Origin of the sequence: Asanoa sp. NPDC050611 (assembly GCF_040654855.1) — a bacterium.
GTDB lineage: Bacteria > Actinomycetota > Actinomycetes > Mycobacteriales > Micromonosporaceae > Asanoa.
This window is the reverse complement of the sequence record NZ_JBFAIU010000273.1, coordinates 1-10,496: the sequence shown is the minus strand read 5'-3', so window position 1 is coordinate 10,496 and position 10,496 is coordinate 1. Positions and strand designations below refer to the sequence as shown.

The 10,496-nt window shown below is 68.4% G+C and carries 9 protein-coding genes, 1 tRNA gene and 1 pseudogene; 4 read left to right on the top strand and 7 right to left on the bottom strand.

The window, feature by feature from the left end; all coding sequences use genetic code 11:
* Positions 1-130: 130 nt before the first annotated feature.
* On the bottom strand, positions 131-1,762 hold the full coding sequence (locus tag AB0H87_RS31000; protein WP_360153530.1) for an FAD-dependent oxidoreductase: 1,632 nt from the start codon (positions 1,760-1,762) through the stop codon (positions 131-133).
* A 316-nt stretch (positions 1,763-2,078) separates the two neighbouring features.
* Between AB0H87_RS31000 and AB0H87_RS30995 the strand changes: the two genes are divergently transcribed.
* Entirely contained in the window at positions 2,079-2,372 is a 294-nt protein-coding gene (locus AB0H87_RS30995; RefSeq protein ID WP_360153524.1) for a YiaA/YiaB family inner membrane protein, read from the top strand.
* On the opposite strand, the gene AB0H87_RS30990 is transcribed toward AB0H87_RS30995, so the two are convergent.
* A complete protein-coding gene (locus tag AB0H87_RS30990) occupies positions 2,356-3,021 on the bottom strand; it encodes a hypothetical protein (protein ID WP_360153521.1) in 666 nt (221 codons plus the stop codon). The two genes, AB0H87_RS30995 and AB0H87_RS30990, sit on opposite strands and share 17 nt — an antisense overlap.
* A gap of 40 nt (positions 3,022-3,061) precedes the next feature.
* Here AB0H87_RS30990 and AB0H87_RS30985 point away from each other — a divergent pair, with 40 nt between their 5' ends.
* Positions 3,062-3,862: a hypothetical protein gene (locus AB0H87_RS30985; RefSeq protein WP_360153518.1), complete on the top strand. Its 801-nt coding sequence runs from the start codon at positions 3,062-3,064 to the stop codon at positions 3,860-3,862.
* Complete coding sequence (locus AB0H87_RS30980; protein ID WP_360153515.1) at positions 3,859-4,227, top strand: GntR family transcriptional regulator; 369 nt, start codon at positions 3,859-3,861, stop codon at positions 4,225-4,227. The genes AB0H87_RS30985 and AB0H87_RS30980 overlap by 4 nt, the downstream gene beginning before the upstream one ends.
* 82 nt (positions 4,228-4,309) lie before the next feature.
* On the opposite strand, the gene AB0H87_RS30975 is transcribed toward AB0H87_RS30980, so the two are convergent.
* From AB0H87_RS30975 to AB0H87_RS30965, 3 genes are all read right to left on the bottom strand, one after another.
* Positions 4,310-5,563 carry a hypothetical protein gene (locus AB0H87_RS30975; protein WP_360153512.1) on the bottom strand — a complete coding sequence of 418 codons (1,254 nt, stop codon included), beginning with the start codon at positions 5,561-5,563 and terminating at the stop codon, positions 4,310-4,312.
* Positions 5,556-6,080, bottom strand: coding sequence for a SigE family RNA polymerase sigma factor (locus tag AB0H87_RS30970; RefSeq protein ID WP_360153527.1), 525 nt, complete (start codon positions 6,078-6,080; stop codon positions 5,556-5,558). The genes AB0H87_RS30975 and AB0H87_RS30970 overlap by 8 nt, the downstream gene beginning before the upstream one ends.
* A gap of 293 nt (positions 6,081-6,373) precedes the next feature.
* Positions 6,374-8,422: a bifunctional diguanylate cyclase/phosphodiesterase gene (locus AB0H87_RS30965; RefSeq protein ID WP_360153509.1), complete on the bottom strand. Its 2,049-nt coding sequence runs from the start codon at positions 8,420-8,422 to the stop codon at positions 6,374-6,376.
* Positions 8,423-8,737: 315 nt separating this feature from the next.
* Between AB0H87_RS30965 and AB0H87_RS30960 the strand changes: the two genes are divergently transcribed.
* Positions 8,738-8,810 (top strand) — tRNA-Lys (locus tag AB0H87_RS30960).
* Between the two features lie 15 nt (positions 8,811-8,825).
* On the opposite strand, the gene AB0H87_RS30955 is transcribed toward AB0H87_RS30960, so the two are convergent.
* Positions 8,826-9,881 (bottom strand): hemolysin family protein, encoded by a 1,056-nt coding sequence (locus AB0H87_RS30955; RefSeq protein WP_360153506.1) that lies wholly within the window; start codon positions 9,879-9,881, stop codon positions 8,826-8,828.
* Positions 9,878-10,375 (bottom strand): annotated as a pseudogene (locus tag AB0H87_RS30950) (transporter associated domain-containing protein); the annotation flags it as partial. The gene AB0H87_RS30955 and the pseudogene AB0H87_RS30950, both read right to left, overlap by 4 nt.
* Between the last annotated feature and the right edge of the window lie 121 nt (positions 10,376-10,496).

Genomic DNA, 10,496 nt, shown 5'->3' with positions numbered 1-10,496 from the left:
CGGCGGGGATGGTCAGGACGGCGGTGATCGGGGCGGGGGTGTCGAAGTGCTGGCTGTTGTTCGTCATGCGTCGACTATCGGCAGGCGTCCTGCCACGTCCCCGCCACGGACCTGACACGAGGCTGCCTCATCAGTCCCGGGCGAGGTAGGAGTGGACGGCCGAGATGACGACGGAGCCCTCGCCGACGGCCGAAGCGACCCGCTTGACCGACCCGGCGCGGGCGTCGCCGACGGCGAAGAGCCCGGGCGTCGTGGTGGAGAAGCCATCGCGCGTGACGACGAATCCCTTGGCGTCGAGTTCGACGCCGGAGTCGTGCAGCCACGCCGTGCACGGGTCCGCCCCGATCATCAGGAACAGCGCGGCCGCGTCGAGATGCACGTCCCGGTCCGCGAGGTGATCACGCCAGGTCAGTCCGCTGAGCCGGCTCGTGCCGTGGACCTGGCGCAACTCGGAGCGCGGGTGGACGGTGATCCGCTCGTGGTGAACGAGGCGCTGCGCCAGATAGTTCGACATGGTCTCGCGCAGGTCGTCACGGCGGATCAGGACGTGGACGTGCGCGGCGTGTCGAGCGAGGAACAGGGCCGCCTGTCCGGCCGAGTTGGCGCCGCCGACCACGACGGCGTTCCGCCCGGCGACGACCTTGGCTTCGAGCTGGCTCGCGGCGTAGTAGACGCCGCGACCTTCGAGGTCGGCAACACCGGGCAGGTCCAGGCGCCGGTACCGGACGCCGCTGGCGATGATCACGGCCGAGGCGAGAATGTCGTGCTCGTCGTCGAGCCGTACACGGAATCCGCCCGGCACCTGCGAAAGAGCGGTGACGGATCGGGGCGACACGAGCCTCGTGCCGAACTTGACCGCCTGCAGCATCGCCGCCCGGGCCAGCTCAACCCCCGAGATGCCCCGGTAGAAGCCGAGGTAGTTCTCGATCCGTGACGAGCTGCCGGCCTGGCCGCCGATCGCGACGTCCTCGACGACGACCACATCGAGCCCCTCCGAGGACCCGTAGACGGCGGCGGCGAGCCCCGCCGGTCCGGCGCCCACGACCAGCAGATCACAGCGAGAACCGTGGGACACGTCGCCCACGTCGATCCCGAGCGCGGTCGCCAGGTCCCGGGTCGTCGGCGCGTTCATCACCTGGCGCTGTCCGGTGACCACGGCCGTGCCGGCCTCGGGCAACGCGCAGGACTTCGCGAGATCTGCCCAACCCGACGCGTCGGAGCGGAGCACCGTCCGGTAAGGGAGCTGGTTGCGCTCGGCGAAGTTCTGGAGCCGGTGCAGGTCACGGTCGTCGTCTCCGGCGAGCACGAGACCGCCTTCGCCCAGCTGCGTCAGCAGGCCGCGCCGGGCGTCCAACGCGGACAGCAGGACGTCGCTCAGCTCGCCGGAGATCTCCACAAGCTTGCGCAGATCCTCGACCCGCACCCGCAGCAAGGCGGTGCCCGCCATCGCGACACCGGGCAGGAACGCCCGCTGCCCCATCAGCATGCCCAGCTCGCCGACGAAATCGCCTTCCTCGACCACGAAGACGACCCGGTCGTCCCGACGATCGACCAGGAGGACCCCGCCGGCAAGGACGAGATTGAGGTCGTACGGGTCACCGGCGTCCCACAGCTGCTCGCCGGGCTCGGGATGCAGCACCTCACCGGCGGACCGCAACATGGCCAGGGCGTGCTCGCTGAACACCGGCCAGGCCAAGGAGTCGGCACCGCCCGGCCGGTGGGACGAGTAGATGGTCCGCTCGTCGGGCGTTGGGATGCTCATCACGCGTGGTGACGGTACACCGCTCCTGCTCCCCCGGGAGGGGGAGTCGATTCCCGCTGGCAGGGGAAGGCCGCGAGCCGCCGGCTTGGGACGTTGGGGTTGCCACCATCTCTGCCAAGGAGAACCGTGATGACCAGCCCCGCAGGACCAAGCGGCCGGCGCCGCAACCTCCTCGACCTGACTTCGCGGGAGTGGGGCCGACCCGATCGCCGGCGTCGTTCCCGGTGGATCATCCCGGTGCTGCTGGTCCTGGTGGCCGCAGTCTTTGAGTACCACGGCTCAGGCGGCCGCCGTCGCGGCTGTCGAGGATGAGGGTATGACCGTTCCCGTGCAACGCAAGACGACCACGGCGTTCTTCGTACAGGCGGCGCTGTCTTTCGGCATCGCGTTGTTCGCGGCTTGTGTCGCGATCTTCTACCTGCCAGTCGGTGTCTGGGAACGCTCGTTCCTGGCGCTGAGCCTGCTCTTCGTGGTTACTTCGAGCTTCACGCTGGCCAAGTGCGTACGCGACCATCAGGAGTCGACGGAGGTCATCGGCCGCGTCGACCAGGCCCGCCTGGACAAACTGCTCACGGAGCACGACCCGTTCAAGGTCACCACCACCGGCTGAAGCGAGCGTCCGGATCGTCGTCCTCGACTTCCCAGCGTGTTCCGCACACGTCATCGGCGAGGAAGCGTTGCCATTCGATCCGATGCGGATCGTCGGTGGAGGTCACCGCGAAACCTCCGTTGCTCGGTCGCAACGGGGGATTCGTCACCCAGATCGTCTGCTCGCCCCAGGGCCGCGCGACCCGTACGCCGATCGGCGCCACCGAGGACGGCACCTTCGCGCAGTCGGTCACCTCGAAGCTCAACGTGAGCGCGAAGTTCTGCTGATCCGGGGCCAGCGGCAGCGGAGCGGTCAGGGGTTCGGAGCCTATGGAAACGACGCCCTCCGGGCTGCGGCGGACGCCAGTGTGGCTTGCCCCCTCGAATCGCAGGCCGGGAATGTCCACATCGATGCCGCGGATGTCCACCGTGGACCAGCCGCCGTTGGCCAGTGTCAGCGAGGTGTCGATTTTCTTGACGGCTGGGGGCTTCGGTGCGAACCGCAGCGGACCAGTCCAGAGCGATCCGCCCCACCCGTGTTGGTCTGCGGAGACGCGCGGCACGATCGCTCCGGAGTACGCCGCGGCCCAGCCCGCGACCGTGGCGAGTGCCAGGAAGACCGCTGTCAGCGCCACGCGCCGCCTGGTGCGTGGTGACAGTCCGCCGTTCATGGCTGGTGAATGTAGCATTGGGTTGCTACATTCACCAGCCGTGGACTTTGTTCTGGTGAACCAGATCCTGACGCTCAGTGCGTGCACCTCGATCGCGCTGCTCGCGTTTCTGTTCGCCGACGCCCCTGTGCCGCAGGCGGATCTGGACAGGTTCGCCAGACGACACCACCTCACACCTACCGAGAACAGCAGTAGCCAGGTAGCGACCTATATCAGGGTGACCCGACGCTGGCGCATCGGTTGTCTGTTCTTCGCGATCTGCCTCAGTGTCGTGACTGGACTGATGCAGCAGCAGTTGAATCTCAACGTCACCGCTGTCATCGCCGGCCTGTTCGCAGCCGTGCTGCTCGCCGAGATCCGCATGGCAGGCCTCACCCCCGGTCGCCGCATGGCCGCGCTGACTCCGCGCAGACTTCGCGACTATCTCCATAGGACGGGCCGCATCGCGTTGACAACCGCGCTCGTCGTGGCGGTGCCGTTGTCGGTGCTGGTGCTCTTCGTCGGCCGAGGCGACCTGAAGGGGTTGTGGGTCGCCATCCTGACCCCCGCCGTTGTCGGCACGATCAGCGTGTGGTCCATGCACCGCACACTGCGGCGCGCCCAGCGGGCGGCCGACCCCGATCAGGTAGAGGCAGACAACGCCATCCGGCGGCAATCGGTGCAAACCCTTGCGGCGTGCGCCATGGCGTTGATCGCGTACGCCCTCATCAACCAACTGACCTTCCTGCTGGATACAGCCGAGGCGCCGGAGACCGCGATTCTCCTGATTCCCATCGGACTGGTCGTCGTCCCCTGGTTCGCGCGGTCGATAGCCACCCGACCGTCCCCGGCGGCGCCATGATCGTCGAGGTTGATCCCACCGGCCCGCTGCCACCCTTCGAACAGGTCAGATCTCAGATCGCGACCATGATCGAATCCGGCGTACTGCCGCCCGGCAGTCAACTGCCCACAATTCGGCAGCTGGCCAACGATCTTGGCCTGGCCACGCGAACCGTCGCACGCGCGTACCGTGAGCTCGAAAATCACGGCCTGGTCAACAGCCGCGTGCGCCACGGCACGGTGGTCGCCCAACCCAAGGAACGCCTTTCGCCCAGCGAGGTCCAAACACGACTGGCCGACGCCGCCCGCACCTACCTGGTCACCGCTCGCCTGCTCGGCGTCTCCAAGGAAGACGCCCTTCGACTGGCTTCGAAGGTCGACCTTTAGCCGGAGCCTCCGCCTCGCGGCGTTGACACGTCGCCCGAGCGTGGGGCCCGCCCGTTGCCGGGCAGGCCCCGCGGACATCGGGTCAGTTGACTCGTTCCCAGCTCTGGTTCGTGGCGGAGGGCCGGTACGACCACACCTTGTCGCCGCTGCTGGTCTTGACCGTTACGCGTACGAGGCCGTCGTTGACGTCAGCCTTTTCGATTCGGCTGACTCCCCCCGTGCCCGACCGGAGGATCTCGTGGCCCAGCGGGTAGTCGCCGTCGCGCTGGAAGGACTGCAGCGTCTGTGTCGTCTCGCCGCTGGCGGACCGCAGGGTGAGGATGGCGAACGTCGCCTCCCCGTCGGCGGCTTCGACGAACGACACCTTGCCGATGGTGACCGTGTAGCGGGTCGTTCCCTTGCCGGCCTCGTCGATGTCGATCTCGGCGGCGCCATCGACCAGCGGGACGCACTTGACCTGCCCCGACCCGTCAGGGTTGTTGCGGGCCATGAGGATCCCGGCGTTGCGGAAGTCGATCTTGTGGAAGTCCGCAGACGGCTTCTGGAACTGGGTCGGACCGTCCACCTGGCGGAAGGCGCCGTCCTGGAGCGCAAAGCCTCGAACCTGCCGGTCGCAGGGTGGCCACCCGTCGGTCTGGTAGGCGCCATAGACCGTGAGCCGGACCACGCCGTCTTCGACGGTGATGTTCGCGCGGGAGAACGTCGCCGTGACGTTGTCGGTGTCCGGCGAATTGACCACGTAGCCCAGCGGTGTCAGAGCGCCGTCCGGAGCGACCTTGAGCGCCAGCAACTGGGTGACGTGCACCGACCCGTCGGTGTCGCACCGCAGGGTGGTGAGCGCCTCGTCCCCGGGCACGCCGTCGAGGTTGGCGCGAATCGGCGTCAGGCTCCCGATCGTCAGCGTTGCGCCGTCCGCCGTTTTCACGGTGCCGTCGACGAAGGTCCGCTTCCCCTCCGCCTTGCACCCTTCCTCGAAGCCGGGGAACGCCGGCAACTGGAGGGTCGCGTCGCGCACGTCGACCGGCCGCGCGGGCGGCGACGACGGAGCGAGCGTCGGCGTCGGGCTCACCGAGTGACTGACCGATGGGCTGGGGCTGGCGGGCTGGGTCGCGGTCGGAGGCGAGTTGTTGCCGCGCGGACCGACCGCATAGGCGGTGATCGGCACCGCGATCAGCAACGCGCCGACCACACTCGCCGCCGTGAACCGCACTCTGCGCCGCACCGCGACCGTGTGGCGCACCGCCTGCACGCCGGGTGCGGGTGTCTGCGCCGAGCGCTCGACGGCGTCGAACTCGCCGATCGCGCCGTTGATGAGGTCGTCCAGTTTGTCAGACATCTGATCCTCCTCGGAGATGCTCGGCGAGAGCGGTGCGCCCGCGGCTGAGCCAGCTCTTGACGGTGCCCTCGGCCACGTCCTCCTGCGCGGCGATCTCCGCGACGGACAACTGGCCCAGGTAGTGCAGGACGACGGCTTTACGAAGCTTCGGCGGGATCTTGGCCAGGGCCGCGACCAGCGCGACCCGGTCCGGCGACGGGCCGTCCTGATGCTCCTCGCGCTGGCGCCGCAGGAAGTTCAGGGACGTCTTCTGCCGCCGGAGCCTGCTCGTGGCGAGGTTCCACGCGACCCGACGCACCCAGGCGTAGGGGTCCTCGTACTTCCGGATCTTGGACCATCTGCTGTACGCCCGGCAGAAGGCCTCCTGCACCAGGTCCTGTGCTTCCGCGCGGTCACCCAGATACGCGTAGACCTGCGACCTGAGGACGTCGAACTTCGCCGCATAGAAATCGTCGAAATCGCCCGGATCGTACGTCGCGGCGCGAGGTGCGGTCGCGCCTGCGTTCAACACTGCGATCACGTTTCCTTCCTCCCTGGTGCCACCCTCGTGGGCGAGCGAGTCGAACACGTGCGGGCACTCATCGGGGTTGCGTGCGTTCTTCACCGACGCTTCGCGGGGCGCGAAACCATAACCGCTCTACGCCCGGCGACGAGGACCTGGCCGGGCGCGGACCTGCCGGCGAACTGCCTCCGGCACGGCGCCGCCCGCTCAATTCGGCAGCGTCCAGTGGACACGCGCATCCTCGGCGCGCATGAATCCGTTGGCTCTGGCGGCGATCTGCGGAGACGGCCGCTGCAATTCCCGCTACCTCAACCCGCGGCGTGGGGTTGGTGGTTCAGCCAACCGACCAGCTGTGGGGCCGTCATCGGTCGTGCGTACAGCCAGCCTTGGCCGATCACGCCACCGAGGTCCGTGAGTACGCGCGCGGTCTCCTCGTCCTCGATTCCTTCGGCGACGATCCGCAGCCCGAGCACGTTGGCAAGGCCGTGGATGGTGGTGACCATCTCCCGGTCGGCAGGGCTGTGCCCGATCCGACTGACGTACGCGCGATCGATCTTGACCTCGGCCAGCGGCATCTGCCGTAGCCGGCGCAGGGAGGCGAATCCGGTGCCGAAGTCGTCCAGGGACAGGCCGACGCCCAGGGCCACCACGCGGTGTGCGGCCTCGTCCAGTCGCTGCGTGTCCTCGACCAGAGCCCGCTCGGTTATCTCGATGTCCAGCTGACGTGCCGGCACTCCATGGGATCGAAGCGTGTCGGCGAGCGCGTTGTCGAAATGTTCGGCGACCAGGTCGTTGACGCTGACGTTGACAGCGGCCCGCAGCTGGATTCCCATGCGGTTCCATTCAGCCAGCTGACCGACGACGCGATCGAGTACGTAGTGGGTCAGCTGCTGCATGACGCCCGTCGGCTCGACGAGTTCGATGAGATCGTCTGTCGGGATCAGGCCGCGGCTGGGGTGCGACCACCGCAGTAACGCCTCGACCGATTCGGTTCTCCCGGTCGCCAGACTCACCTGTGGTTGGTACAGCACGACGATCTCGGACGCCCGCGCCGGGTCGTCCAGCGCTTCACGGAGGTCGCACAGCAACGTCCATCGATCGTCGATGGCAGACCTGTCCTCGGGTGTGTAGACCAGGGCAAGCTCCTGGTGGAGATCCGCCTCGACCCGGGCCGCTTCGGCGTTGGCGAGCAACTCGTCGAATCCACGGCCGTGCTGCGGGCAGATGGCCACGCCGGCTACCGGTTCCAAGCGGAACGGAACCCCGCCGTGGTCGATAGGTTCGGACAAGGCGGCCACGACTCCGTGCGCGCTGTCGAGGCCACCCTTGTCGAGTGGTGCCTGGCGCAGCAGTACGAGTTGACCCTCCGACAGCTGGCCGATCCGGTCGGGTGCCGTGGCGCCGGATCTCAGACGCTCAGCGGCCGCGACGGTCAGCCGTTCGGTGACGGTGTGGCCCAGTCTCCGGTGGAGTTTCGCGATGCCGCGGAGCTCCACCACGGTCAGCTCGTACCAGTCCACGTCACGACCGGGAACGTCACGAATGGCCTCGACCGCAGCCGCCAAACCTTGTCGACTAAGGAGGCCGGACACCGGATCGTGCTCGATCCGGCGTTCCCGCTCCCCGAGCATCCACGACAGGTGGTACCACCCGATCAGTGGAATGGCCAGCAGTGCGTGCGACCAGAGCGTCGGCGTCGATACGATGATCACGCCGATCAGCAGCACCGAGCTGCGAGCGATGACTTCCATCCGCAACTGGGCAAGCATTTCTCGGTGGGTGGCACTGGACAGGAGTGCGCCGACGAGGCTGATGGCCACGGACACCCCGAGGCACACGAGCGCGGCGGGTACGGCGATCCGCGTTTCGGTGAGGCTTGGAACGTACTCGGTCTGGGTGTCTGACCTTCGAAGGTAGTTGGCGACCCAGCCGGCGATGGTCAGTGCCCAGACCAGCCTGGCCGTGAGGAACAGCAGCGAAGGCCAGCGCATATGAAGGCGTGGTGCGGCGAACGCGATCGCCAGGACCTGAACGACGACTCCGGTGGCCGGCGGGTAGAGCAGAAAGATCGAGAAGCAGAAGCAGGGCGACAGCAGGAAGGTAGTGGTCCGCCGGGCTGGTGGGGGGAGCCGGAAAGGCACCAGATCAGACGCCAGCGCCAGGCCCGCCAAGATCCAGATGTCCATGTGGGCCGACGGGTAGGACGGCAACCCGTTGAATGCCGCGACTCCGATGAAAACGGCGCCAGCGCCGACGACCAACCAGAACGCCGCCGATGCCGCGACACTGCGCCACCGCCGGGTCCCATCCCGCCAAGCCGACGACGGCCACACCACATCGGGTGAGAGGTCTGACATCTGGACGCCCCGTATGGCTAGTCTCTCTACGCGCAGGCCAAGGACGGGACGGTTGCACGGTGCCGCTCCAAGACCAGTCGGACCTAAGCGCCGATCACGTGACTTATCGTAGGTAGCCTGGCCGCGAGGCGAATGACAATCGGCGGGTAGCCGAGCCATCTGGAAATGATCGACCCACCACTGTCGGTCTCGGGTGGCAGCCGCTGTGGCGCCACACACAGCGCCCAGGTGCGAGCGTTCGCCCACGCCGACGTTGAAGCTCAACCTGAGAACCGGCTCCACGTTTTATCGCAGGTCAGGTAACCTGACGACCGCGGGCCGCTAGCTCAACCGGCAGAGCAGTGGACTTTTAATCCATAGGTTCAGGGTTCGAGTCCCTGGCGGCCCACATCGGCACGATCCACTAGCGCCCCGCGGCGCGGACGATTCGGTCCGTTTCGTCGTCGAACTCGCCGATCAGCTCCTCGAGCATGTCCTCCAGCGCCACCACGCCGACTACCTGGTCGTCCGAGGTCACGACCGCGAGTTGGGCCCGGTGTTCGCGCATCGTCCGCACCGCGGCCGCGACCGGGACCGCCGCGCCCAGCGACAACGGCGATGACATCAGATCCGCGGCGGTACGCGGTGCGCCCGGGAAGGTGGTGGCCCGCACCGCGTCGCGGATGTGTACGAAGCCGCGGACCTGACCCTCGGTCGAGATCACCGCCAGCCGGGAACGGCCCGTCCGGCGGCTGGTCAGCTCCACGTCCCGCGCCGACGCCGTCGGCGGCACCGAGACGACCGCCGCCAGCGGGGTCATCACCTGCGCCACGGTCGTGTTCTGCACCGCCAGCATCGCGGTCAACAGCTCGTGTTCCGCCGCCTGGATCGTGCCGTGCTCGCGGGACGACTGGAGCAGCAGGCGCAGCTCGTCCGGCCCGTGCACCTGGGCCAGCTCGTTCTGCGGATGCACCTTGACCAGCCGCAGGCAGGCGTTGGCGAGCTGGTTGAGCGCCAGCAGCGCCGGCCGGAAGATCCAGGTGAACGCCCGGAACGGGCGGGCCAGCAGCAGCGCCGACGTCTCCGGGTGGCTGATCGCCCACGACTTCGGCGCCATCTCGCCGACCACGACGTGCAGGAAGCTCACGATGATCACGGCGATCAGGAACGCGAAGACGTACGAGATGCCCGACGGTAGGCCCGTCGCGTCGAAGACCGGTTGCAGCAGGTGGCTGACCGTCGGCTTCGCCAGGGCGCCGAGGGCCAGCGTGGACAGCGTGATGCCGAGCTGCGCGCCGGCCAGCATGACCGACAGCTCGCGTACGCCGGCAATCGCCGAGCGGGCCGACTTGTTGCCGGCCGCGGCCGCCCGCTCCAGGCGGTGGCGCTTGGAGGCGACCAGCGCGAACTCGGCGGCCACGAAGAAACCGTTGGCCACGAGCAGCAGCACGGAGATGATCAGGGACCAGGTCGTGCTCATGCGCGCACCACCCGCATCGACACCTCGTCCGGCACGTGCCGGCGGACCGACTCGACCCGCAGCCGGGCCCGGCCCGGCGACACCGGCTCGCCTTCGGGCGTGAGCACTGGTGGCAGCTCGGTCACGACCTCGTCGCCCGGGGTCGGCACGCGGCCGAGCCGCTGCAGCACGAGGCCGGAGACGGTGTCGTAGTTCGGCGACGACGGCAGGATCAGCCCGGTCGCCTCGGCCACCTCGTCGAGGCGCCAGCGGCCGGGCAGCGACCAGGCGCCGTCCGACCGGCGGCGGGCGGCCGGCTCCGGCAGGTCGTCCTCGTCGTGGATCTCGCCGACCAGCTCCTCCGCGATGTCCTCGAGGCTGATCACGCCGGCGAAACCGCCGTACTCGTCGATCACGATCGCGAGCTGGCGGTGCTCGGCGCGCAGCCGCTCCAGCACTCCGGGCAGCGGCAGCGTCTCCGGGACCAGCAGGGCCGGCGCGGCGAGCGTGCCGACGGCCACCTGGCCGCGCTCGGCCGGGTCGACCCGACCAACGCCAACGGTTGATCCGCGGCACAGACGCTGTCCACCGCCAGCCTTCCCGGCGCCCCGTACGGCGTGATCGACCAGACCCCTC

What these genes read in the sequence shown, in the direction of transcription:
- AB0H87_RS30980 (WP_360153515.1), top strand. Translation starts at nt 3,859, where the DNA reads ATGATCGTCGAGGTTGATCCCACCGGCCCGCTGCCACCCTTCGAACAG.
- AB0H87_RS30975 (WP_360153512.1), bottom strand. Translation starts at nt 5,563, where the DNA reads ATGTCTGACAAACTGGACGACCTCATCAACGGCGCGATCGGCGAGTTC.
- AB0H87_RS30995 (WP_360153524.1), top strand. Translation starts at nt 2,079, where the DNA reads ATGACCGTTCCCGTGCAACGCAAGACGACCACGGCGTTCTTCGTACAG.
- AB0H87_RS30955 (WP_360153506.1), bottom strand. Translation starts at nt 9,881, where the DNA reads ATGAGCACGACCTGGTCCCTGATCATCTCCGTGCTGCTGCTCGTGGCC.
- AB0H87_RS30965 (WP_360153509.1), bottom strand. Translation starts at nt 8,422, where the DNA reads ATGTCAGACCTCTCACCCGATGTGGTGTGGCCGTCGTCGGCTTGGCGG.
- AB0H87_RS30990 (WP_360153521.1), bottom strand. Translation starts at nt 3,021, where the DNA reads ATGAACGGCGGACTGTCACCACGCACCAGGCGGCGCGTGGCGCTGACA.
- AB0H87_RS31000 (WP_360153530.1), bottom strand. Translation starts at nt 1,762, where the DNA reads ATGAGCATCCCAACGCCCGACGAGCGGACCATCTACTCGTCCCACCGG.